We start from the raw sequence: 23416 nt of genomic DNA, 5'->3' as shown, positions 1-23416 counted from the left end.
ACCGGCCGGTCATTGTACAGGGTGGGGCGGCCCTCGGCGCCCGTCCACCGCTCCTTCAGGGCCGGCATGTCAATAACGCCGACGATGGGTTTCCCGTTCCTGGTCAGGGCGATCAATGTGCCGAACAGGGGCTTGCCGGTGACGAATGATTTAGTGCCGTCGATGGGGTCCAGCACCCATACATATTCGGCGTCGGCGCGTATCTTGCCGTGTTCCTCGCCGATGACGCCGTGGTCGGGAAAGGCTTCCCCGATAACGGCGCGCATGGCGGATTCGGCTTCCCGGTCGGCGGCGGTGACCGGGCTTAGATCGGCCTTGCGGTCGATGGCGACGCCGCTGCGGAAGTACTTCATGGCGACCGGGGCCGCAGCGTCGGCCATTCGCCCGGCCCATTCGATGAACTCGTCAAGCCGGGAATCGGCCATGATCATTCCATAACGCGAAAGCTGAGGGCGCCGATCAGGTGGTCTACCGCCTTTCCGTCATCGCTGAGCGGCAGGATGATCATGCGGTACATGATTTCGCGGTTGTTTTCCAGAATCAGGGTGCCTGCGCCGATCATCGGCTGGTGGGTGTCGATGGCGGTGACGCAACATTCAACGGCGCTGCCGTTCAGCGGCTCGGGCAAGGCCTCGTAAAGGGTTTGCCCGCGCGGGTCTTCGCCGCAAACGTCACGGAGCACCTTGCCGTAGCTCAAGACGATAAAGCGCCCGCCGCCGTTGCCGGTGGCGACGGTAAACAGGTTGTCGCGCAGTTCCGGGACATCGGTGAAGTTGATCGCCTTGAGGCGGGGAAGCCTGTCGTGGCCTTTGACTTCGGTCCAGTAGTGAATGGCCTGGCACGAGACGCGGCGTTCACTGTCAAGCCCGCGACAGAAATCCAGGATGTGGCTCGAACTGACGAAGCTCACTTGCTTGTTCTTTCATCTTGTCGCATACAAAGAAAGGCGTTGCCGCCGTGATAATATCTATTTTCCGGCCCCGTTCAATCACCGCATTACAAAACATGATTTACATGAGAACCGCAATCAGCAAGCCCCGAAACCCTATCGTCATCGTGCCGGCGCGCATGGCGTCCGTTCGTCTTCCCGGCAAACCGCTGGCCGATATCCACGGCGAGCCGATGATTGTTCATGTTTGGCGGCGCGCCGTAAAGGCCGATATCGGGCCGGTCGTTGTGGCTTGCGCCGAAAACGAGATCGCCGAGGCGGTCGCGGCGGCCGGCGGTCGCGCCGTCCTCACCCGCATCGATCATGTTTCCGGTTCCGACCGGGTGTTTGAGGCTCTGGCCGAGGCCGACCCCGATGGTCGTCACGACGCCGTGGTTAATCTTCAAGGCGATCTTCCGAACATTGATCCGGGGGCGGTGCGGGCCGCGCTTATGCCGTTGGACGACGGCGGCGTGGACATCGCCACCCTGGCCTGCATTATCCGCTCGCCTGCGGAATTGAATGATCCCAATACGGTCAAGGCGGCGCTGTCGATTGCGCCCGGCGCCGTCACCGGACGCGCCCTTTATTTCAGCCGCTCGGTCATTCCTTACGGCGGCGGCCCCCATTACTGCCATATCGGCATCTACGCCTTCCGTCGCGAAGCGTTGATTCGTTTCGTCGGCCTTAAGCCGGGAGTGCTGGAGGGCTGCGAACGTCTGGAGCAGTTGCGGGCGCTGGAGAACGGCATGCGCATCGATGCCGCCCTCGTTGACACGCATCCTCTCGGCGTCGATACTCCCGCCGATCTGGAGCGCGCCCGCGAAGCGCTTGCGAAACAAGGCATTAAATAATGTCAGCCGCCGAAAATATCATCGCTTTCCAGGGCGCTTACGGCGCTTACTCGGACCTTGCGTGCCGCGTCGTCCACCCCGAAATGAAGACATTGCCGTGCCGCGCCTTTGACGACGCCTTCGCTGCCGTGCATGACGGCAAGGCGGCGCTGGCGATGATTCCCATCGACAACTCGGTGGCCGGGCGGGTCGCCGACATCCACCACCTGTTGCCGGGATCAAGGCTGCACATCATCGGCGAGCACTTCCAGAGGGTGAATCATCACTTGCTGGCCGTCAAAGGTTCGGCCGTCGGCGGCATTACCCACGTCCACAGCCATATCCACGCCCTCGGCCAATGCCGCAACCTGATCCGTGAGCTGGGCATCGAGCCGGTGGTCCACCTCGATACCGCCGGCGCGGCGGCGGAAGTGGCGGCCAAGGCCGACCCCACGCAAGCGGCAATTGCTTCCGAACTGGCCGGGCAACTGAACGGCCTGATATCGCTGAAGGCCGATATTGAGGACGCCGAACATAACACTACGCGCTTTCTGATCATGGCCGCCGAGCCGCTGATTCCCGATTCCGAAGCGGGACCGATCATCACCAGCTTTGTCTTCCGCGTGCGCAACGTGCCGGCGGCTCTTTACAAGGCGCTGGGCGGCTTTGCCACCAACGTCGTCAACATGACCAAGCTGGAGAGCTATCTGGTCGGCGGCCATTTTAACGCCGCCCAGTTCTACGCCGATGTCGACGGCCATCCCGAGCATCGCAACGTGGCGCTGGCCCTTGAGGAGTTGGCGTTTTTCACCCACGAGGTGAACATTCTCGGCGTCTATCCGGCTCATCCTTTCCGTCTGGAGAGCGTCGGCTGATTATCGGATTCGCCGAAAATCAGTCGCAACCGTCGTTTCAGGCCTCCACCGGCGGGCGTTGAGACACTAGGAAAGTCACCGTTTCTTTGATCATTTCCATGTTTCGCTTGGTCGCCGTGTGATTGCTTGGTATTTTTTTCATGCTCTGGGCTTCGGGAGCGCCGCGTAAAGTCGGCGCTTCGCTTTTGTTGTGCGCAGGCGAGGCGGAGACGGAATTATTACAATGACAACGGCAAGACGCCTGTTTTTTTCCGCCGCCGCAATGGCGGCGCTGTCGTCGTGCGCGGTAATGGACGGGGGCGCGGAGTTCTTTGCCATAGGCTGCGTCGCCGATCACGGCGAACGCCTTGACGGCGTGGACTGGGCGACGGCGTGGCCCGTAAACTTGAGAATTCGCCAGAATATGTTCGAGCCGATGATCGTCACCCTGCTGGAAAACAGCCCCACCGTGTTGCGCATCACCAACGGCGATAACAGCCGGCACATCATCCGCTCCAGCGAGTTCTTCCGTTCCGTCGCCCTGGAAAGCGTCACTATCGGCGACAAGGTGGAAAAGGACAACTGCATCGATGCGATCACTTTGCCCGCTCGAACAACGGTAGAGGTGCGGCTGATGCCGGTGCAGGACGGCCGCTATGATTTTGAAGACTCCTCTCTTTTGATTTCGCGGGTTGCCGTCGCTTCCGCCGTCGGCGTTTTCGTCATCGAGCCGTACAAGTCTTATTACATCAAACCGCTTCCTCACACCCAGGCCGCGCCCTCCACGCTTGAACAGACCAGGGGAACTCCCGACGGGGACGCCAAACCGGCGCCGGAAGACGCCGGCCCGAGCCTGTTCGACGGCGAGGGCGCCAAACCGACGTCCAAGGATTCCGGCCCCGGCCTGTTCGACGGCGAGGGCGCCGAACCGACTCCCGAGGATGCCGGCCCCGGCCTGCCTGACGGCGACGGCGCCGAACCGGCGCCTGCCGAGCCGGTTGAAAGAACCTCCGCCGAGGACGAAAATGACGGCGTTATCGTCTTTGATAACCCCGAGGAGTTTAGATAAAAAAACCGGGGATAGCCTTGTTCAGCCGGACTGCTATAATGGAGGCGAGAGGCCGGCAACGGACAGGCTACTCGCCAATCCGGTCAGGTCCGGAAGGAAGCAGCCGTAACGAGGTTTTGCTTGGGTCGTTAGTCCGGTCTCTCACCTTCTTTTCCTGATTTGATCCGGTTGCCCGATGTCCGAAGCGCCCCTAACCCCTCCGCGAGAGTCCGGACAGTACCGGGTGCTGGCCCGCAAGTATCGCCCCGTCAACTTCGCGGAACTGATCGGCCAGCAGGCGATGGTGAGGACGCTGACCAACGCCATTTTATCGGGAAGGCTGGCTCACGCCTTCATCCTCACCGGCGTTCGCGGCGTCGGCAAGACGACAACGGCGCGGATCATCGCCCGGGCGCTGAATTGCGTCGGCCCCGACGGAACCGGCGGCCCGACCTCCGAGCCGTGCGGCCTTTGCGGCCATTGCCGCGACATCGCCGAGGACCGCCATCCCGACGTCATCGAGATGGACGCCGCCAGCCGCACCGGCGTTGACGACATCCGCGAATTGATCGAGGGAGTGCGCTACCGGCCCACTTCCGCCCACTACAAGGTTTACATCATCGACGAAGTGCACATGCTGTCCAAGAACGCCTTCAATGCGTTGCTGAAAACCCTGGAAGAGCCGCCGGAGCACGTCAAGTTCATCTTCGCCACCACCGAGATTCGCAAGGTGCCGGTAACCGTGCTCTCCCGCTGCCAGCGGTTTGATCTGCGCCGCGTCGACAGCGAAACCCTTGCCGCTCATTTCGCCGCTGTCGCTGAAAAGGAAGGGGCCAAAATTTCCGGGGGCGCTATCGCTCTTATCGCCCGGGCCGCCGACGGCAGCGTGCGCGACGGCCTCAGCCTGCTCGATCAGGCCATTGCCCACACCGGCGGCGAGGCCGACGAAAAGCAGGTGCGCGCCATGCTGGGTCTGGCTGATCGCAGTCAAACCTTCCTGATGATCGAGGCCGTGTTCAAGGGCGAAGTCGCCAAAGCGCTGGAACTTTTATCGCAGCAGTATACGGCCGGCGCCGACCCCGCCCAGGTGCTGGAAGACATGCTGGAATTGAGTCATTGGCTGACCCGCGTCAAGGTGACGCCGCAAGCCGCCGATGATCTCGCCATCCCCGAAATGGAGCGGGTGCGCGGCAAGGAAATGGCCTTGGGCCTGTCCATGGCGGCGCTGGCCCGGGCCTGGCAGATGCTGCTTAAGGGGTTGGCCGAGACGCGCAACGCGCCCAGTCCTCTGCAAGCGGCGGAAATGATTCTGGTCCGTCTCGCCTATAGTTCCGATCTGCCGACGCCGGAGGAGGCGATAAAGGCGTTAAAGAAAGGCGGAGACGCGCCTGCCGCGTCCGCTCCGGCTCCGGCTCCGGCTTCGTCTTCGAGCGGCGTCGCTGATCCGGTCTCCTTCGACGAGGTGGTGGCGCTTACCGAGAAAAAAGGCGAGATGATCCTTCACGCCAACCTGATCAGCAACGTGCATCTGGTCAGCTTCTGTCCCGGTCGCATCGAGTTCAGCCCGACCGAGCATGCGGACTCGAGTCTGGCGCACCGCCTTTGCGCTTTTCTCAACGACAACACGGCCCGCCGCTGGATGGTGTCGGTGTCCAATCAACCGGGCGACGCCACCATGCACCAGCAAGGCGAGGCTGCCGTCGCCAGAACCAAGGCCGACGCCGCCGAACATCCGCTGGTCAGAAAAATCATGCAAACCTTTCCCGGCGCCGTCATCAATCAGGTGCGCGAGATCGACGGCGGGGGAAATTAGCGGCTGACTTGATTGCGGCCGTTTTCCTTGGCCTTGTAGAGAGCCTTGTCGGCGGCTTTTATTACGGCGTCGGCAGTGTTCAGCGAAGCTCTCTTTTCGGCGACGCCGATGGAGATATTGACGCCGATCTCATTGACTCCGACTTTTCGGCGGCGCGGGGCTTCGGGCTTTTGCCTGGGCCTGTTCTTGTCGCGCAGGGTAAAGCGGCCGGCGGCGACGTTTTCCCTCAGTTTTTCCAGATGATCCCAGGCCTCGTCTACGGTCTTGCCGGGAAACAGCACGGTGAATTCCTCGCCGCCGTAACGGAACGAGCGGCCTCCGCCGGTGACCGCGCCCAGCTTGGAGGCCACCATCTGCAACACCTGATCGCCTACGTCATGACCATGCGTATCGTTAAACTTTTTGAAGTGGTCAACGTCCAGCATGGCGATGGCGTAGCGACCGTTCAGGTTCTTCATCGCCGCCGCCAGGGCGCGCCGCGCCGGCAGGCCGGTCAATTCGTCGATGAAGGCCATGCGGTAGGCGTCCTTGACCACCGCCAGCGCCGTCATCAGCGCCGCCACGGTGAGGAATACCGCCGTCGCCCCGCCCCTGCCGATCATGTGCAGGGCCAGGGCCGAAGCGATCATGGCGCCCAACGCGCCGCCGTCCAGGTTGCTCCGCGTTATCGCCAGCCGCCCCCCCAGGATCAGGGCGGCCACGGCGAAGGCAAATATGCCGGGCTGGGTGATATGAGTCCAGGCGTCGAAATCGGGATTAAGCAGACGGATGTGCAAAATATCCGCCGCCGTCTTTTGCGCCTCCGGGCCGGCTCCGTAAACAACCGTAACCGCTGCCGCCTGGATCAGGATTGCCGAGGCGCGGGTGAGGCCATGAATGGTTAATGCTCCGCGCTCGGCAAGCAGGGAGAAAACAACGATATTGACGGGCACGGCCACGCACAGCGCCGCGTAAATCACCTGACCGTCGGCGCCCGTTCCCGGCGTTCCCGGCGTCAGGGCGCTTAAAGTCCCATGCGCCAGCATCAACACCGCCAGCATGAACGCGGCGCGGCCCTGATTGAACCACAAGGCCATCAAGGCTCCGGGAACGGCGACCAGATAAGGGGCCAGAGGAATAACAGCCGTCGCCGTCGGCGCCCTGAATCCGCCGTGAGGCGTCGCCATCCACAGGCCGACGGCCAGCAATATCCCCGGCCCCAGAAACGCCGACGCCGTTTTTCCCCAATTCAGGTTCATGCCTGACGCTCAACCCATAAATTACAGTGAGAACATTAGGCCGCGCCAACCCTCAACATTCGGTTAATCAGGATATGCCTTGGGCAACGCCCATGACGCCTGTATAATGACGGCGTGGGAGTATCGCACCGTCCGCCGACAGGGAACCACAAGATGCCGCCGTTCAAGATCGCTCACACTATTGCCGAGGATTGGGCGCACGCCGCCAAGGAGTGCGCCGACGGCCTGGGCAAGGAGGTCGAAACCGCCAATCTCGGGTTCGTTTATATTACCGATGAACTGGCGGAGGATTTTTCCTCGATTCTTACCTATTTGCGCCAGAAGACCGGGATCGGGTGCTGGGTCGGCGGCTCCGCCATGGGCATTTGCGCCGGAAGCAAGGAATACTTCGAGCGTCCGGCGATGGTGGTGATGGCGGCGACCCTGCCCGAAGACAGCGTTTGCGTGTTCCCCTCTTTTTCTGAAAGCATTGACGAACTTTCCAACCATGCCAAGGATTGGATCGGGCGAATGTACCCCAAGTTCGGCATCATTCACGGCGACCCCAATAACGACAACATGGGCGACCTGATAAAACAGTTGGCCGAAGCCACTTCGGGGTTTCTCGTCGGCGGCATGACCTCGTCAAGGGCGGATTCATGTCATCAGGTGGCGGGCAGAGTCACCGGCGGCGGCGTCTCCGGAGCGCTGTTCTCGCCTGACGTGGAAGTGATTACCGGCCTCAGCCAGGGATGCGTTCCCGTCGCCGGCAGCCATATAATTTCCGACTGCCTTGACAATGTTCTTATCGGGCTTGACGGGCGGCGGGCGCTTGACGTTTTCAGGGAAGACGCCGCCGGCGTCATCGACGACGAGATGACCCATATTCCGGGGATTATTCATGCGGCGATTCTGATCGAGGGATCGGATACCGGCGACTACATGGTGCGCAACCTGATCGGCATTGATTCCGTGCGCGGCTGGCTGGCCATCGGCTGCAATGTCCATTCCGGCGAGCGCATCATGTTCGTGCGCCGCGATGAGAATACCGTCCGCGATGACATGCGCGTTATGCTGGAGAGGCTTAAGCGCCGCATCAGCGGCAAACCTAAGGGCGGCGTCTATTTCTCGTGCGTCGCTCGCGGCCCTTCCGCGTTCGGCGACGAAGGCGGCGAGACGGGAGTGATCCGCGAAGTGCTGGGCGATTTCCCCTTGGTCGGGTTCTTCGCCGGCGGCGAGATTTCCAACAGTCGTCTGTACTCGCATACCGGCGTGCTGGCGCTGTTTTTGTAAGATGCGCCTTTTTGTCGGCATCGCCCTGCCTCTTGAGGTAAGCCGCATGATCGCCGGTTTGAGCGTCGGCATTCCCGGTGCTCACCGGGTAAGCCCCGAAAACATGCACGTCACACTGCGCTTTATCGGCGAAGCGGATAATGTTCAGGCCGAATACATCGACATGAATCTGGCGGAGATAAAGTCGCCGGCTTTCGAGATAAGATTGAGCGGCGTTGATTATTTCGGATCGAACCGCAAGGTGCGATCACTGTGGGCCGGGGTGGAAAAAAACGAGATTCTTATCCGCCTCCACGAAAAAGTAGAATCCGCCGTCGTCCGCTCCGGTCAACAACCAGGGGGCCATAAGTTCAAGCCTCACGTTACCCTGGCCCGTTTCAAGGGCGGAGCGCCGAGCATTGCCGGCGCCTTTATCGCCGCCAACAACGGCTTCGCCGCCGGCCCGCTGCCGATTGACCGCTTCACCTTGTTTCAGAGTTGCTTGACCGACAACGGCGCCGTTTATTCGGCATTGGCCGAATATCCGTTAATCGGCTAGTTCGTGTAACGGGTGCAGCCGAACATATATTCGGTCGTCTCGTCGATATCGCCTTCCAGACTCAATTTGACGGCGGCATAGAGGTCTCGCGCCGAAACGATGCCGATAATTTTATCGCCGTCGAGAACCGGCAGGTGGCGATAGCCGTTCTTGTTCATTATTTCTAATGCGTCCAAAGCGGTGTCATCCGGCGATATGGAAATGATTCCCGTCGTCATAAAATCCTTGATGCGGGTATTTTTCGGGTCAAGGCCCCTGGAAATAATCCGCTGCGTTAAATCCCGTTCGGTGACGATGCCGGCCAGTTTTCCGCCGTTGGTGACGATAATTGCTGAAATGTTGTTCTCGGTCATTGTTCTCGCCGCCTGCAAGGCAGTGTCGTCCGGCGAAAGAGATTGTACGTTTTGATTCCTGACGACGTCGGGAATGATGTGCTGCAACATTCGTGGATTCCATATAATGAGGTTTAGGCATGAGTAAGGAATCGCTCGGCAATTAGCCAGAGGCATTGCGGAAGCACTGTTATGCAGTCTACGCATGGCTACTATCGGCGCGTTCCTGCGCGGTAGCAACCTACTACTTCTTGGGCCGGTGGGAGTGTCGGCAGTCGGGGTGATAAAGGCGGCTGTCGTCAAATCCGGACGCCTCCAGGGCGCGGCCGACCATGATCAGGGCGGTGCGGGTAATGCCCGCCGCCTTCGCCTTGGAGCGGATATCGGCGAGGGTTCCGCGAATGATCTTTTCATCGGGCCAACTCGCCCGGTAGACCACCGCCGCCGGGCAGTCTCCGCCGTAGATCGGGGATAACTCATCCGTCACCTTGGCCAGATTGGCCGCCGACAGGTGAATGACCAGGGTAGCGCCGCTTCGGCCCAGAGTCGCCAAATCCTCGCCCTCGGGCATGGCCGAGCTTTTGACGGCGGTGCGGGTAAGAACCACGGTCTGGGAAACGCCGGGCGCCGTCAGTTCGCGCTTCAGGGCGGCGGCGGCGGCGCAATAGGCGGGGACCCCCGGCGTTATGTCGTAGGCAATGGCCAGTTCATCCAGCCTTCGCATTTGTTCGGCAACGGCGCCGTACAAAGAAGGATCGCCCGAATGAACGCGGGCCACGTCCAGGCCCTTGTCTTCGGCGGCGGCCATCTCGGCGATGATCTGATCCAGATTAAGCGGCGCGGTATCAATGACGCGGGCCGTGGCGGCGGCCTCGGCAATCACCGCGTGCGGCACCAATGAGCCGGTGTAGAGCACCACCGGGCAACGCCGGATAAACTCCAGTCCGCGAACGGTAATCAAATCCGGCGCTCCCGGCCCGGCGCCGATAAAGTGAACGGTCATGGATTTTGTCCCGAAGTCATAAAATTCCCAAACGACGGCTATAGCGAAAATAGTTCAAATGGAGTAAATATCGGCGGCGCGCCATATCATTTGAGGCCGCCTTGTTGGGAAAGCATATGTCCGGACGCACCCTCGGCGCTTTAGCGTTGATTTCATTCGTCGCGGCGGTTTTTTTTGCGCCTACGTCCTGGAGGCCTTCCTTTTTTGGGGATTCGTCTTCAACGTCGGGCAAGAGCGCTAAAAAAGCCGAGCCTCCGGCGCCGGTCAGAATCGCCATAGCGGTTGAGCGCACGGTGCCAATCTATCTGGACGGCGTGGGAACCGTCAAGGCGCGGTCAACCGTAGCCATAAAATCAAGAATCGAAGGCCAGTTGTTTGAGGCTTTGGTCGAGGAGGGGCAGACCGTTCACAAGGGCGATGAACTTTTCCGCCTTGATCCGCGCCCTCTCAAGGCCCGACTGAAAGAGGTCGAGGCCATTCTGGCCCGCGACCGCGCCACCCACGCCAAAGCCGTCGCCGACGTGGCCCGATTGACCGGCCTGTCGGCCAAAGGTTATTCGCCGAAAGTTCTGCTGGAAGACACCTTGACTCTCGTTGACACCTCCGCAGCCACCATTCGGGCGACCGAAGCGGTGGTCGAATTGGCCAAGCTCAACCTTGATTACGCGACTATCCGTTCCCCCATTGACGGGCGCGTCGGCAGCATTCTGATCACCCCCGGCAACATCGTGGCGCCGAATGATGTTCAGCCGTTGCTGGTGATTACCGAAATCAAGCCTGTTTATGTGTCTTTCAGCGTGCCGGAACAATTTGTCGATGAATTGCGCCGGCGCATGGCCGCAGATCAGTTGACGGTGGATGTCTCGACGCAGGCAAGCACGATGACGGCCACGAGCGGCAAGCTGTTTTTCGTCAATAACGAAGTTGATGCTTCGACGGGAACCGTCCAGCTCCTGGCGACATTCGATAACGAAGACGAACGGCTGACGCCGGGCCAATTCGCACGGGCGCGAATCCTGATGTCGACTCTCGAAAACGCCGTGCTGACGCCGTCCCGCGCCGTTCAGATCAATCAAAAGGGACACTTTATATGGGTCGTTAAGGCCGATAATTCGGTTGAATTGCGCGCCGTCACGCCCGGCGTCAATGACGGCGATGATACGGTAATCGCCTCGGGCGTCAAGGCCGGAGAGACGGTCGTAACCGACGGCCAGCTAAGGCTTGTTCCCGATATATTGGTTGATCCCCAAAAGATGGCGCCATGAACGTCCCTGAGATATGCATACAAAGACCGGTAATGACGACGCTGCTTATGGCGGCGATCATCCTGTTCGGAATCATCTCTTATCGATTCCTGCCCATCGCCGAATTGCCTAACGTCGATTTTCCGGTCATTGAAGTTTCCGCCGGTTTGCCGGGGGCGAGTCCCGAAACAATGGCGGCGTCGGTGGCCATGCCGCTGGAAAATCAATTCTCGCAGGTCGCCGGCATTCGCAAGATGACATCGATCAGCGGCCTCGGCACGACGCGGATAACGCTGGAGTTTGATCTGGACCGGGATATCGACGCGGCGGCGCTGGATACCCAGACCGCCATATCGGCGGCGCAGCGCAGCCTGCCCGACGACATGCCGGACGCGCCGTCATTGAGCAAAAGAAATCCGGCTAATTCCGCTATTTTCTATTTGCGGCTCAGCTCGCCGTTCCTGCCGATCTCGACGATTAACGATTACGCGGAAACGGTTTTGCAGCAGCAGGTATCAACCATAGACGGCGTCGCCCAGGTGCAGTTTTGGGGACGGCAGCGCTACGCCGTTCGCATTCAGATCGATCCCGGCGCTCTGGTGACGCGCAACCTCAGTCTGACGGACGTGGAAAAGGCGGTAAGGGCCGGCAACAGCAACATGCCGACCGGCGTGATTGAAGGCGCGAGTCAGGAGGCGTCAATCAAGACGACCGGCAAGCTGAACGGCGCGGCGGATTACAATAATCTGATCGTCACCTATCACGGCGGCGCCCCGGTGCGGATCAAGGACATCGGGAAGGCGATCGATGATGTCGAAGAACGCAAGTCCACGACCTATTTCGGCAACGAGCAGGGCATGTTGATGGCTGTCTACCGGCAGCCGGGATCGAACACCGTCAAGATCGTTGACGAAATCAAGGCGGCTATGCCCCAGCTCCGGCTGCAAATTCCGGCGGCGATCAAGCTGGAGGTCATGTATGACCGTTCCATCGGGATCAGAAATTCGATCAAGGATGTGGAATTTACCCTCATGCTTGCGGCCGGTCTTGTCGTGATGGTGATATCCCTGTTTCTGCGCAATCTGACGGCGACGATGATTGCCTCGGTCGCCTTGCCGATCTCGGTGATCGGCGCCTTCAGCGTCATGTACCTTCTCGGGTTCAGTTTGAATAATCTTTCGTTGATGGCGCTGACGCTGGCGGTCGGGTTCGTCGTCGATGACGCCATCGTCATGCTCGAAAATATCGTCCGCCATCGGGAAAAGGGATTGTCCGGAGTCCAGGCGGCGCTGGTCGGCTCGCGTGAGGTCGGGTTTACGATCCTGTCGATGACGGTTTCGCTGGTCGCCGCCTTTATCCCGATCATTTTCATGGGGGGGATGCTCGGACGGCTGCTGAACGAATTCGCCTTGACCATTGTCACCGCCGTTCTGGTTTCAGGAGTGGTGTCTTTGACCTTGACGCCGATGATGTGTTCTCGTTTTCTCCACGGCGACAGGCATGCCGTTCACGGACGATTGTTCCACTGGAGCGAAGCGGCCTTCGGCGCCATGCTGAATGGTTATGCGACGGTCCTTCGCTGGTGTTTGAGGCATCGCTTCATGGTGTTTCTGTCCTTTATCGCGACCATTCTCCTCTCGGTTTACCTCTATACGGTGATTCAAAAAGACTTCCTTCCGGCGGAGGACAGCGGTCGCCTGATGGTGCGCACCGAGGCGGGCGATGACGCCTCCTTTGACGCGCTGGTCGCATACCAGCGACAGGTGGCGGCTTTGGCGACGAAAAACCCCAACGTCGCCACGGTGATGGAGCGCGCCGGATCGTCGGGGGTTTCCAGCGCCAACAATCAGGGATTTTTGTTTTTACTTCTCAAGTCCCGCAATCAGCGTCCGGAAAAAGACATCAACAAAATCGTTCAGAAACTTCGGAAAGACCTGAACACGGTTCCCGGAATACGCGCCTTCGTCGTGAACCCTCCGTCGATCCAGGTCGGGGGTCGGGTGAGCAACGCCGCGTATCAATACACGTTGCAGGATCTGGACCTGGGAAATCTGTACGAGTGGTCCGCCGTTTTAGAGTCGGAATTGCGCAGCCTGCCGGGATTTCAGGACGTTACCAGCGATCTGAGGGTCAAGAGTCCGTCGGTGCTGGTAAAGATTGATCGCGACCGGGCGGCGGCTCTCGGCGTTGACGCGCAACGCATTGAAGCCGTTCTCTCTGCGGCTTTCGGCTCGCGCAAGATATCGACGATTTATACTTTATCCAATCAATTCGCGGTCGTTCTTGAAATCAGTCCCGAGTATCAACACGACGCCGGCGGATTATCAAGGCTCTACGTCACCGCCAATAACGGCAAACAGATCAGGCTTGATGTTGTGACGACGGTAACCAGGCAAGTGGCGCCGTTGACGATCAATCACCAGGGCCAGCTTCCGGCGGTGACGCTGTCGTTCAATCTCGCCCCCGAAGTTTCGTTAGGAACGGCGATTGACCAAATCCGCGATCTTGAGCGGCGCATTCAGTTTCCGGCGTCGATTTCCACGCGCTTCGGCGGCACGGCGGCGGCCTTTGAATCCTCCCTCAAAAACATGGGAATGCTGCTGTTTCTGGCGGTCGTTGTGGTGTATCTCGTGCTCGGCATTCTCTACGAGAGCTTCCTTCATCCCCTGACCATTCTTTCCGGTCTGCCCGCCGCCGGGCTTGGCGCCTTGCTGGCGCTGCTGATCTTCGGCATGCCTTTGACGCTCTATTCCTTCGTCGGCGTCGTGATGCTGATCGGCATTGTCAAAAAGAATGCGATTATGATGATCGACTTCGCCTTGCAGGGGCAACGCGCCGGGGGCAAAGACCCGGAAACGGCGATTTATGAAGCCTGTTTATTGCGCTTCAGACCGATCATGATGACCACTTTTGCCGCGCTTGCCGGAGCGCTGCCGATTGCGTTCGGTTTCGGTTCGGGAGCGGAAGCCCGCTCGCCGCTCGGCATTACCGTTGTCGGCGGCCTAATCGTGTCGCAGGTCATCACGCTTTTTCTTACGCCGGTTATCTATCTTTACCTCGATAAATTACAGCGGCTTTTATCCGGCAACGCCGTCGAGATCGAACAGCCGGCGCCCGCGCCGGCCGGGGAGTAAAACCAGCGGCCATTGACGATGACTCGAAACAACCCTCTCTGTCATGCACGGGCTTGACCCGTGCATCCACGTCTTCCGGGTACGAAAACGGCGAGAAAAAAAGACGTGGATGGCCGGATCAAGTCCGGCCAAGACGATTTGGCGTATGCGTGACGTCAATGGTCAATATCAATGACCATTGGTATAAAATATGCCTCAGGCGGAGACCGGTTCGGTCTTGGGCGCGATCTCTTGTTTAGGCTCCGCCTTGGCGGCGACCGGTTGACAGTCCGGAGCGGGGGGATTTGCCGTCTGGTCACTTGCCTGACCGTGAGGGGGTTTGTCGGAGCCTCCCCTGTTTTCACGTCCGGCGCGGCCCTGGTCACGATCCCGACCTTGGCCCTGCTGACCTTGTTGGCTCTGCTGATTTTGTTGGCCTTGCTGGCCTTGGCCGCTTTGTCCTTCGGCTTCGTTATTGGCGTTAACGATACGATAGTAATGATCGGCGTACTGGAAGTAGTTTTCCGAAGCCACCCGATCTCCGGACGAATAAGCGTCGCGGCCCAGAGCCAAATACTTGTCAAGGAGCTGTTGAGCCGTGCCGCGTATCTTGTTGTCGGAGCCTGTGCTTTCAAAGCTCTGGTTCTTGGACGAGGGGTTCCGCTTGCCGTTACCGCGAGGGCGGCCCCGATTGGGATTGGGATTGTGTTTCATGGCGCCTGTGTTGTTTGTTTACATAATTTTTTGATTTACGCACATACCAAACCGCAACCGCAGTCAGTGCGAACAATCTTGATAGCCTTGCGTGACAACTGCTTTAGAGGAAAAGGGCGCACAACGGCGCCGCTCGGCGCATGCCCTCACAGCCTAATCAGGCCACCCTCTAGGTAAAAACTAACCGGGAACCGTTTGTTTTCCAACTCTTTTTTTAATTTAATTTTCTTATTCGCCGGAGGCCGTGACGCATCGTTCAATTCCCGACAGGTCTTTTATGAAGTCAACGGGCCGTAATCCGTGTTTTTCGAGGAGGTCGGCCACCGCCGGAAACTGTCCTTTGCCGGCCTCGATGAAAACCCGTCCTGAGGATTTAAGCAATCGCGGCAACCATGGAATGACGGCGCGATAACAGTCCAGTCCGTCGGCTCCCCCCGAGAGGGCGAGGCGAGGCTCGAACAAGGAAACTTCAGGCGCCAGTCCGGCAATATCGCCTTCGGGAATATACGGCGGGTTTATGACGATCATGTCAAAAGATTCCCTCAGGCCGTCTCCCCAATTTCCTTTTGCGAACCGCGCCCGATCATCCAGCCCCAGGGCGCGGGCGTTTTCAGCAGCGACCTTGAGGGCGGCGGCGCTGATGTCCACGCCCAGACCGCGCGCGTTCTTTAATTCGTAAAGCAGGGATAACAGCAGACAGCCGCTCCCGGTTCCAAGATCGAGAATATCGGCAACGTCATTGCGTTCGCTCGCCCACGCCAGCGCCGCCTCGATTATGGTTTCCGAATCGGGGCGGGGAATGAGGGTGTCTTCGGTTACGCGAAAGGACAGGCTCCAGAATTCACGATTTCCCAGTATTAGGGCCAGCGGCTCACGGCGGACGCGCCGTTCCACTATGGCTTTCAGACGATCTTTCTCGCCGGCGCTGATGTCGGCGGCGGGCCGTCCCAGCACTACCGTCCCGTCAACGCCGAGCGCATTGCCTATCATTACCCGAGCCTCCAGCCTCGCTTCGGCAATGCCGGCAAGTTTAAGGCGTCGGCAGGCCTCCTCAAAAGCCTCGCCTGCGTTGGTCACGACAATTGCGCCAGACGGCCGGCCTGATCATCGGCGGCCAGGGCGTCGATCAAGTCATCCAGATCGCCGTTCATGATCTGAGGGAGCTTGTGGAGGGTCAGGTTGATGCGATGATCGGTCACCCGCCCTTGAGGAAAATTGTAGGTGCGAATGCGCTCGGAACGGTCGCCTGATCCTATCTGGTTCTTGCGCGCATCGGCCCGCTCGGCGGCCAGTTTCGAGCGCTCCATCTCATAAAGGCGCGCCCGCAGGACTTTCAGGCCTTTCGCCTTGTTTTTGTGCTGGGACTTTTCATCCTGGCAGGTGACGACGAGACCGCTGGGCAGATGGGTAATGCGCACGGCGCTGTCGGTGGTGTTGACCGATTGTCCGCCGGGTCCGCTGGAGCGGTAGACATCTATGCGCAAATCCTGGGTAGCGATCTGAATATCCACCTCCTCGGCCTCGGGCAGCACCGCCACCGTCGCCGCCGAGGTATGGATGCGCCCGCCGGATTCGGTGGTCGGCACCCGCTGCACCCGATGGACGCCGGACTCGAACTTCAGACGCTCAAACACATTGCGGCCGGAAACCGAAACAATGGCCTCTTTATAACCGCCGATGCCGGTATCGTTCAGAGCCATCAATTCAAACTTCCATTTCCGCGCCTCGGCGTAGTGCTGGTACATGCGGAAAAGATCGGCGGCGAACAGGGCCGCCTCCTCGCCGCCGGTGCCGGCGCGTATTTCCAGGATGGCATTTCTTTCATCGGCCTCATCCTTGGGCAACAACAAAAATTTTATCTTGTGCTCCAGGTCGGGAATTTGGTTCTTGATCGCGAAGAATTCCTCCTCCGCCAGAGACTGCATCTCACGGTCGCCGTCAGGATCGGCGATCAGCGCCGCCAGGTCCTTCATTTCGTTCTCGGCCTTGCGCAGTCGGCGTATCGCTTCGACCATCGGCGCCAGATCAGCGTATTCCTTGGACAGCCGCGCATAATCATGAACTTTGGCTGATCCCTGGTTAGCCATAATGTGGGCCAACTCTTCATGTCTGGCGACGACGCGGTTCAAGTTTTCTTCCAGATTCAACATGGCGGCTCATTATCATGAAGATTGAACAGGCGCCGAAGCGTACTCTCGACGGCTTCCCACCCGTCGGCTTTTTCATCGGTCATCGTAGCTATTTCGCGCATCGCTTTTGAGGGATCATGGAGAAGCCGGTTAATCAACAGATGAGTCGCCTTTTCAGCATCGCCACCGGCGTCGGCCAAGGCGCCGTCGCGTACTTTTTCAAAATGCGCACGAAGCAGACACACGGCCGGCGCCGCCGTGCGCTCGGCCCTTCCCCGCATAAAAAGAGCGACCTCGGCATTGATAATGTTCATCGCCTTGCTGACCTCGGACTCCCGTGAAGCGCGGCCTTCCATCGCCACCCTTTCCAGGTCGCTGAGATCATAAAGAAAGACTTCTTCGATACGGTTCACCGCCGGGTCCACATCGCCGGGAACGCCGGTATCGACCATGAACATCGGCTTGAAGCGCCGCTTGCGCAGACTCGCCTCGATCAGGTCGGCGTTCAGCACATGATTGCGCCCGCCCACGGAGGTCAGGATGATGTCGGCTTTTACCAGCTCCTCCGGGAGATTCTCAAAGGGAGCAAGATGGCAATCCAGGGTCCGGGCCACGGCCTCGCCACGGGAGGCGACGGGGTGTGTCGCCGTCAGATGGACCAAGCCGGCGGAAATCAGAGCGCCGGCCACCAGTTCTCCCATGTCGCCGCTGCCGATCAGCAGACCCGAGCAACGGGATAAATCGCCGTGGACATCGCCGGCGAGCTGCGCCGCCACGGCGGCCATGGAAACGGGCCGCTGGCCGATGGCGGTTTCGCTGCGCACCTGCTTGGCGACGGCGAACGCCGCCTGAAGAAGCGATTCCAGTTCGCTGCCGCTCATGTCGGCGTCCCGCGCCATCCGGTGACCGGCCTTGACCTGTCCCAGAACCTGAGGCTCGCCGATCATAAGGCTGTCCAAGGACGAGGTGACGGTAAAGACATGACGCACGGCGTCCTCACCCCGGAGAATATATATCTGATCGTTGATGTCGCCGGGCTTCAGTTGCGCGTGTTCGGCCATGACCCGAATGATGCTCTTTTCCTGACCGTCATCGACGGCGGCAATCGCCTGCACCTCGACGCGGTCACATGTGGAAAGAATCATGGCCTGTTCTATGCCGGCCTGACGCAATCGCTCAAGAAAAGCCGGCGCCGCCGAATCTTCGACGAAAAGACGATCACGCAGCATCATCGAACTGGAACGATGGTTGGCGCCGACGATCAACGGTCGTCCGTTCGAGGAGGAAAAAAAGGGGGGGGATTCTCGGGACATCGCTAATTATAGCGGGTAAGGTGGTCCGGCAGTGACGGCAAAAGCACTTCCACCTGTTCGCCCGTTTTCATGTTGCGCACGGTCGCCGCGTTGCGGGACAATTCGTCCTCGCCCAGGATAACGGCGGCGCATGCGTTGACCTTGTTGGCGCGTTTCATCCGCTTTTCCATGTTGCCGGAATATCCCAGGTCGATGGTCAGCCCGGCCTGACGCAATTGCTGGGTAAGGGCGAGAGCCTGTCCGGTCTGGCCGTCGCCGATCGGCACGACAGCGATGGGACGTCGCGGTTCCGCCATTTCGCCGATCAGCATGGTCAGGCGTTCCACGCCGGCGGCCCAGCCGGTCCCCGGAGTCGCCGGCCCTCCCATCTGTTTGATCAACCCGTCATACCGTCCGCCGGCGAGGACGGCCCCTTGGGCGCCCAGTTCCCCGGTGGTGAATTCAAAAGCCGCATGGCAGTAATAATCAAGGCCGCGCACCAGATGCGGGTTGACGGCGTAGGCGACGCCGGCGGCATCCAGCCCTTTGCGCAATTCATCAAACATAAGTCTTGATTCAAGGTTCAGGCTGCCGGCGATGAGCGGGGCCTCGGCAATGACGGCGCGGTCGCCCCGGTCTTTGGAATCCAGGATGCGAAGCGGATTGCGCTCCAGGCGTTCGAGGCTTTCCTTGGACAATTCCCCCTTGCGGCCCTTCAGATATTCAACCAGCTTGTCCCGGTAGGCGGCGCGGCTTTCGCCGTCGCCGAGCGTGTTCAACTCCAGCGTCGTCTTGTCGGCGACGCCCAGCGCTTTAAGGAAGTGAGCGCCGAGGGCAATGACCTCGATATCGGCCAATACCTGGGAAACGCCCAGCAGTTCAACGCCGACCTGATGGAACTGACGAAGACGGCCCTTCTGGGGGCGCTCGTAGCGGAACATCGGCCCCCGATAAAACAGCTTGAGCGGCAATTGCTGCGCCAGCCCGTTTGAGATCAGGGCGCGGGCTACTCCGGCGGTATTTTCGGGACGCAAAGTGATTGAGTCGCCGCCCCGGTCATTAAACGTATACATCTCCTTGGTAACGATATCCGAGGTATCGCCGAGGGTGCGGGCAAAAACCTCGGTAGACTCAAAGATAGGCGTAGAGATTTCCTTGAACCCGTAGCGCGAAGCGATTTCATGGGCGATATTCTCGACCAGCCGATACTTCGGGCTTTCCTCGGGAAGGATATCATGGGCGCCGCGAACGGGCTTGAGGGAAGACATGGCCTAGTTCGCCGCCTTTATCTCACAAGCCCGGCGCTCGACCAGATCGACGATATGATCGATAAGCTCCTCACTGCCGATCTTGTGGTCGGTGGAACCGTCAACGTAAACCATGTGCAGGCCGCCGCCGCCGCCGGTGATGCCGAAGTCGGTTTCACTCGCTTCGCCGGGACCGTTGACCACGCAGCCGATGATGGAGAGCGACATCGGAACCTCAATATGGGAAAGGCGCTCCTCGACGGCGGACACCGTTCCTATAACGTCGAATCCCTGGCGGGCGCATGTCGGACAGGCGATCACCCGCACTCCGCGATGACGCAGGTCCAGGCCTTTCAGAATATCAAACCCGACCTTGACCTCCTCCACCGGATCGGCGGAAAGGGAGACGCGGATGGTGTCGCCGATTCCCAGCCAAAGAAGCGCCCCGAGGCCGATAGAGGAAATGACGGTTCCCGCCCTCAGCCCCCCGGCCTCGGTAATGCCCAGGTGCAGCGGATAGTCACAGGCCTCGGCCAAGGCGCGGTAAGCGGCGACGGCGAGAAATACATTGGAGGCCTTGACGCTGATCTTGAAATTGAAAAAATCGTTGTCCTCAAGGATGCGGGCGTGATTCAACGCGCTTTCAACCATCGCTTCCGGGCAAGGCTCACCGTATTTTTCAAGCAGCTCGCTCTCCAGACTGCCGGCATTAACGCCGATGCGCATGGAACATCCGTGATCCTTGGCCGCCCGGACCACCTCGCGCACCCGCTCGTTTGATCCGATATTGCCCGGATTGATGCGCAGACACGCCGCTCCGGCCTCGGCGGCCTCGATAGCGCGACGGTGATGAAAATGGATATCGGCGATGATGGGAACCTTAACCAGGCGGATTATTTCCTTCAGGGCGGCGGTCGATTCCTTGTCGGGGCAGGAAACCCTGACGATATCGGCGCCGACAGCCTCCAAAGCCCGCACCTGGGCAATGGTGGCTCGCGCATCGGCGGTCAATGTATTGGTCATCGACTGTACGCTGATGGGCGCGTCGCCGCCGACGGGAACACTGCCGACATAAATCTTGCGGCTTTGACGGCGCTGAATATCTTTGTATGGCCGGGCGCTCATGTATGGCTCTTAATGTTGTTCAAGAATTATAATGGGAGGGCGCAGGCTTGGAGCACTATTCGGCAACAGCCTTGCCCTCGCGCAACCGGTCAACATCCAGAGCCACATTACGGAGGACCGCGCCCGCCGCCCCAAGGGACGGCGCGGGCTTGCCGTCGATCAATATTTCCAAAGCGCCGGCGTCGCCGGCCAGCAGCCTCAGTCCCGGACGGTCAGGAACGCGGTAGCTGTCGCCGCTTTTAAGCAGCCGGGTAAGCAGCAACTGCTTGGAATTGTCGTCGCGGACCTGAATCCAACTGCTTTTTTTGGCGCGTAACAAAATCCGCGAGTCACCTTCTTTGGCGCCGTAAATTTTTTCCTCGATGGCCGGAGAGGCCTTGCCGGGAAGAGCCGCCAACTGCGGCTCGGTTACGGCATTTTCCATCTTTGCCTGGGGGGCGTCTTCCGACGGCGCCGGAGCCGGAGCATCGGGCGTCGTGTTGCCGGCGGCATCGGCAATGGGCTTTTCCGTTGCCGGAGCTTCCGTTGCCGGCAGGGCGGGCGGGGCGGCGGTTTGGTTCGATTCCGGCGCCGGCTGAGTTGCCGGGTCCGCCGACGGCGTTACTTCACTCGCCGCGCTTCCGGATGTAACCACGGTATCGGACGCATAGGCCGTTCCCTGGGGATAAGAAGTAAGGGACGACGAATCCGTCGCCTTCGGATCATCTTCTTCCGGCGTCAGCGGGTTGAGATGACCGGGAATGGGCGAAATCAACTCGGCAAAAAAGCCGTCTTTGGATGAATTGACGTACCATCCGCCATAGGCCAATACCGCTACCAGCACCGCCATGAACAAGATAGCGCCGCCGGGAATATCGCTTTCCGGCAAAGGTATGGGGAAAAACAGATCGTTCTTGCGTTTTGCGCCCTTGCTCTCGGCCTCGGCCTTGAAGCGACGAACCACCTCTTCGCTGTCAAGGCCCAGGTGATCGGCGTAGGTGCGGATGAACCCGATGGCATAGGTGATTCCGGGAAGGTCCTGGAACCGTTCTTCCTCGATAGCCTCAAGATAAAGGTAACGAATGCGCAGTATATGCGCTATGTCGTGCAGATTCTTGCCGCACCTCAACCGCGAAGCCTGGAGCAAGGCGCCGACGCCGTGCCTGTTGGATTGTGCGGCCTCGTATTCCTTATTCAAGGGAGGCTGGTTTTTGCTGAACACCGATCAAGTTTTCCACTGCCGTCATTATTATGAAAAAAACACCGATATCTTGAACAATTATTGAGAAATATCAAGACTGAAACATATAAAACTTAAATTATCACTACAAAATGCTAAATCTTGCAGAACCCCTGAGGCGGAACGTCGAGGGCGCAGTTGAATTTACTGGATAAATTCTGGAAGGCGATCAGGGCGCTCAGCTCCACCGCTCCGTCGTCGCCGAAACATTGCCTGACGCGGGCGAACAGGGCGTCGTCCACCTCTCGGTCTGAGTAGGTAACGGCTTCGGCGTACTCCAGGGCGATGCGCTCAATCTCGTCAAACAGCAGGCTTTCGCGCCAGTTATCCAGGGCTTCCACCTTGTCCATGGACGCGCCGCGATCAATCAAGGTCTTTGTGTTGATATCGACGCAGAAGGGGCAGTGGTTGATCTGGGACACTCTGACCGTCACCAGTGAACGCAAGACTTTATCCAGCGGCGAGCCGTTGCGGTTCAGCGCCCCGTACAGCAGGGCGACGGCGGCGAACACCGGCGGCGAGCGCCCCCACAACAGGCCGGGGTCCAGCACCTTGCCGTAGGTGAGCCTTTGTTTCCAGAAGAACAATCTGATGAACCAGGGGTAGGCATTTATGGGCTTGGCTTGGATGCGCATCTTTGAATCTCCCGGCGTTTTAAGGGAACGCAACAAAGTTATACCATCGGCTTTAATCATTGACCATTGGCAGCCCCGGCACTTTCCCCTCCTTACGAAGGAGGGGTTAAGGGGAGGTTACTCTTACCCCCTCCTGACCTCCCCCTTGAAGCAAGGGGGAGGATTTTTTAGAGTCATTCTTTATGGCCATCGGCATTACAATATTCCGCTCTTTTGGTATAACGCTGCTTATGGCTGACGGAAACGACCTTTTGGTATGGGCTTTGATCGACGACCGCGCCGGCAATAAAAGCCAGTGCCTGGGCGTCGCCGAGGCGCTGGGGCGACGCTTCGAAATCCGTAACCTGGAGTACACGCCCGTTGCGGCGCTGCCCAACTTCGTCATCGGCGCCTCATTCGGCGGACTTAGCGCCCGCAGCCGCGCCAATCTGACGCCGCCGTGGCCGGATGTGGTGATTTCGGCGGGACGGCGCTCCGCGCCGATAGCCCGCAACATCAAGAAACTTAACGGCGCCGAAACCTTTCTGGCGCAAATCATGTATCCGGGAGACAGCGGCGCCGATGAGTTTGATCTGATCGCCGTTCCCGGCCACGATAACCTGTCTCCGCGTCCCAACCTGATGACCATCACCGGCGCGCCCCACCGCATCACCACGGCATCGCTCGCCGAGGCGGCCGAAGAGTGGAAAGAGCGCTTCCAGGCCCTGCCCCGCCCATGGATCGCCCTGATCGTCGGCGGCTCCACCAAGCGCCGCACATTCACCAATTCCATGGCCCGCGAATTGGGGCGCGCCGCCTGTGATATGGCGGCCAAGGCCGGCGGTTCGCTGCTGGTCTCG

Annotated in this window: 19 protein-coding genes, 1 other RNA gene and 3 pseudogenes (2 of these 23 only partly in view); 10 read left to right on the top strand and 13 right to left on the bottom strand. The window is 59.6% G+C overall.

What is annotated here, in order from left to right:
• A pseudogene (locus A3H92_10595) lies at positions 1-425 on the bottom strand (histidinol phosphate phosphatase) (it extends 283 nt beyond the left edge of the window).
• A 2-nt stretch (positions 426-427) separates the two neighbouring features.
• On the bottom strand, positions 428-910 hold the full coding sequence (locus A3H92_10590) for a hypothetical protein (GenBank protein ID OHC74492.1): 483 nt from the start codon (positions 908-910) through the stop codon (positions 428-430).
• A gap of 104 nt (positions 911-1014) precedes the next feature.
• Here A3H92_10590 and A3H92_10585 point away from each other — a divergent pair, with 104 nt between their 5' ends.
• From A3H92_10585 to A3H92_10565, 5 genes are all read left to right on the top strand, one after another.
• Positions 1015-1782, top strand: a complete 768-nt coding sequence (locus A3H92_10585; GenBank protein ID OHC74527.1) for a 3-deoxy-manno-octulosonate cytidylyltransferase — start codon at positions 1015-1017, stop codon at positions 1780-1782.
• A complete protein-coding gene (locus tag A3H92_10580; protein ID OHC74491.1) occupies positions 1782-2636 on the top strand; it encodes a prephenate dehydratase in 855 nt (284 codons plus the stop codon). The genes A3H92_10585 and A3H92_10580 overlap by 1 nt, the downstream gene beginning before the upstream one ends.
• Positions 2637-2859: 223 nt before the next feature.
• Positions 2860-3684: a hypothetical protein gene (locus A3H92_10575; GenBank protein ID OHC74490.1), complete on the top strand. Its 825-nt coding sequence runs from the start codon at positions 2860-2862 to the stop codon at positions 3682-3684.
• Positions 3685-3731: 47 nt separating this feature from the next.
• An RNA gene (gene ffs / locus A3H92_10570) (signal recognition particle sRNA small type) lies at positions 3732-3829 on the top strand.
• Positions 3830-3907: 78 nt separating this feature from the next.
• A complete protein-coding gene (locus A3H92_10565) occupies positions 3908-5476 on the top strand; it encodes a DNA polymerase III subunit gamma/tau (protein OHC74489.1) in 1569 nt (522 codons plus the stop codon).
• Here A3H92_10565 and A3H92_10560 read toward each other — a convergent pair.
• Positions 5473-6714 (bottom strand): hypothetical protein, encoded by a 1242-nt coding sequence (locus A3H92_10560; protein OHC74488.1) that lies wholly within the window; start codon positions 6712-6714, stop codon positions 5473-5475. The genes A3H92_10565 and A3H92_10560 overlap by 4 nt on opposite strands.
• A gap of 153 nt (positions 6715-6867) precedes the next feature.
• Here A3H92_10560 and A3H92_10555 point away from each other — a divergent pair, with 153 nt between their 5' ends.
• Together A3H92_10555 and A3H92_10550 are read left to right on the top strand one after the other, a co-directional pair.
• Positions 6868-7986, top strand: coding sequence for a hypothetical protein (locus A3H92_10555; protein ID OHC74487.1), 1119 nt, complete (start codon positions 6868-6870; stop codon positions 7984-7986).
• 1 nt (position 7987) lies between these two features.
• Positions 7988-8524, top strand: coding sequence for a 2'-5' RNA ligase (locus A3H92_10550; GenBank protein OHC74486.1), 537 nt, complete (start codon positions 7988-7990; stop codon positions 8522-8524).
• Here A3H92_10550 and A3H92_10545 read toward each other — a convergent pair.
• A complete protein-coding gene (locus tag A3H92_10545; protein ID OHC74485.1) occupies positions 8521-8967 on the bottom strand; it encodes a hypothetical protein in 447 nt (148 codons plus the stop codon). The two genes, A3H92_10550 and A3H92_10545, sit on opposite strands and share 4 nt — an antisense overlap.
• A 133-nt stretch (positions 8968-9100) precedes the next feature.
• Positions 9101-9859, bottom strand: a complete 759-nt coding sequence (locus tag A3H92_10540; GenBank protein ID OHC74484.1) for a precorrin-4 C(11)-methyltransferase — start codon at positions 9857-9859, stop codon at positions 9101-9103.
• Between the two features lie 218 nt (positions 9860-10077).
• Here A3H92_10540 and A3H92_10535 point away from each other — a divergent pair.
• Together A3H92_10535 and A3H92_10530 are read left to right on the top strand one after the other, a co-directional pair.
• A pseudogene (locus A3H92_10535) lies at positions 10078-11124 on the top strand (hypothetical protein).
• A complete protein-coding gene (locus A3H92_10530) occupies positions 11121-14237 on the top strand; it encodes an acriflavine resistance protein B (GenBank protein ID OHC74483.1) in 3117 nt (1038 codons plus the stop codon). Before A3H92_10535 ends, A3H92_10530 begins: the two are co-directional and overlap by 4 nt.
• 195 nt (positions 14238-14432) lie before the next feature.
• On the opposite strand, the gene A3H92_10525 is transcribed toward A3H92_10530, so the two are convergent.
• The 8 genes from A3H92_10525 to A3H92_10490 all read right to left on the bottom strand — a co-directional run bounded on the left by A3H92_10525 (position 14433) and on the right by A3H92_10490 (position 22577).
• Positions 14433-14930, bottom strand: a complete 498-nt coding sequence (locus tag A3H92_10525; GenBank protein OHC74482.1) for a hypothetical protein — start codon at positions 14928-14930, stop codon at positions 14433-14435.
• 228 nt (positions 14931-15158) lie between these two features.
• On the bottom strand, positions 15159-16007 hold the full coding sequence (locus A3H92_10520; GenBank protein ID OHC74481.1) for a protein-(glutamine-N5) methyltransferase, release factor-specific: 849 nt from the start codon (positions 16005-16007) through the stop codon (positions 15159-15161).
• Positions 16004-17077, bottom strand: coding sequence for a peptide chain release factor 1 (locus tag A3H92_10515; GenBank protein ID OHC74526.1), 1074 nt, complete (start codon positions 17075-17077; stop codon positions 16004-16006). Before A3H92_10515 ends, A3H92_10520 begins: the two co-directional genes overlap by 4 nt.
• Positions 17074-18291, bottom strand: a complete 1218-nt coding sequence (locus A3H92_10510; GenBank protein ID OHC74525.1) for a glutamyl-tRNA reductase — start codon at positions 18289-18291, stop codon at positions 17074-17076. The genes A3H92_10515 and A3H92_10510 overlap by 4 nt, the downstream gene beginning before the upstream one ends.
• Before the next feature lie 83 nt (positions 18292-18374).
• Positions 18375-19619, bottom strand: coding sequence for a histidine--tRNA ligase (locus A3H92_10505; protein ID OHC74480.1), 1245 nt, complete (start codon positions 19617-19619; stop codon positions 18375-18377).
• A 3-nt stretch (positions 19620-19622) separates the two neighbouring features.
• Entirely contained in the window at positions 19623-20723 is a 1101-nt protein-coding gene (locus tag A3H92_10500; GenBank protein ID OHC74479.1) for a 4-hydroxy-3-methylbut-2-en-1-yl diphosphate synthase, read from the bottom strand.
• Between the two features lie 55 nt (positions 20724-20778).
• On the bottom strand, positions 20779-21924 hold the full coding sequence (locus A3H92_10495) for a hypothetical protein (GenBank protein ID OHC74478.1): 1146 nt from the start codon (positions 21922-21924) through the stop codon (positions 20779-20781).
• A 113-nt stretch (positions 21925-22037) separates the two neighbouring features.
• Entirely contained in the window at positions 22038-22577 is a 540-nt protein-coding gene (locus tag A3H92_10490) for an alkylhydroperoxidase (protein OHC74524.1), read from the bottom strand.
• A gap of 230 nt (positions 22578-22807) precedes the next feature.
• Here A3H92_10490 and A3H92_10485 point away from each other — a divergent pair.
• Positions 22808-23416, top strand: a pseudogene (locus tag A3H92_10485) (hypothetical protein); it runs 340 nt beyond the window's last position.

The sequence above is a fragment of the Rhodospirillales bacterium RIFCSPLOWO2_02_FULL_58_16 genome (assembly GCA_001830425.1).
Classification (GTDB): Bacteria; Pseudomonadota; Alphaproteobacteria; order Rhodospirillales; family 2-02-FULL-58-16; genus 2-02-FULL-58-16.
Note: the sequence above shows the minus strand (reverse complement) of the source record. Positions and strands in the feature narration are given on the sequence as shown.

Excerpts from the sequence above, each read along its gene's own strand:
- A3H92_10550 (OHC74486.1), top strand. The coding sequence starts at position 7,988 with ATGCGCCTTTTTGTCGGCATCGCCCTGCCTCTTGAGGTAAGCCGCATG.
- A3H92_10505 (OHC74480.1), bottom strand. The coding sequence starts at position 19,619 with ATGTCTTCCCTCAAGCCCGTTCGCGGCGCCCATGATATCCTTCCCGAG.
- A3H92_10490 (OHC74524.1), bottom strand. The coding sequence starts at position 22,577 with ATGCGCATCCAAGCCAAGCCCATAAATGCCTACCCCTGGTTCATCAGA.
- A3H92_10530 (OHC74483.1), top strand. The coding sequence starts at position 11,121 with ATGAACGTCCCTGAGATATGCATACAAAGACCGGTAATGACGACGCTG.
- A3H92_10585 (OHC74527.1), top strand. The coding sequence starts at position 1,015 with ATGAGAACCGCAATCAGCAAGCCCCGAAACCCTATCGTCATCGTGCCG.
- A3H92_10575 (OHC74490.1), top strand. The coding sequence starts at position 2,860 with ATGACAACGGCAAGACGCCTGTTTTTTTCCGCCGCCGCAATGGCGGCG.
- A3H92_10500 (OHC74479.1), bottom strand. The coding sequence starts at position 20,723 with ATGAGCGCCCGGCCATACAAAGATATTCAGCGCCGTCAAAGCCGCAAG.
- A3H92_10555 (OHC74487.1), top strand. The coding sequence starts at position 6,868 with ATGCCGCCGTTCAAGATCGCTCACACTATTGCCGAGGATTGGGCGCAC.
- A3H92_10540 (OHC74484.1), bottom strand. The coding sequence starts at position 9,859 with ATGACCGTTCACTTTATCGGCGCCGGGCCGGGAGCGCCGGATTTGATT.
- A3H92_10560 (OHC74488.1), bottom strand. The coding sequence starts at position 6,714 with ATGAACCTGAATTGGGGAAAAACGGCGTCGGCGTTTCTGGGGCCGGGG.
- A3H92_10510 (OHC74525.1), bottom strand. The coding sequence starts at position 18,291 with ATGATGCTGCGTGATCGTCTTTTCGTCGAAGATTCGGCGGCGCCGGCT.
- A3H92_10545 (OHC74485.1), bottom strand. The coding sequence starts at position 8,967 with ATGTTGCAGCACATCATTCCCGACGTCGTCAGGAATCAAAACGTACAA.
- A3H92_10580 (OHC74491.1), top strand. The coding sequence starts at position 1,782 with ATGTCAGCCGCCGAAAATATCATCGCTTTCCAGGGCGCTTACGGCGCT.
- A3H92_10525 (OHC74482.1), bottom strand. The coding sequence starts at position 14,930 with ATGAAACACAATCCCAATCCCAATCGGGGCCGCCCTCGCGGTAACGGC.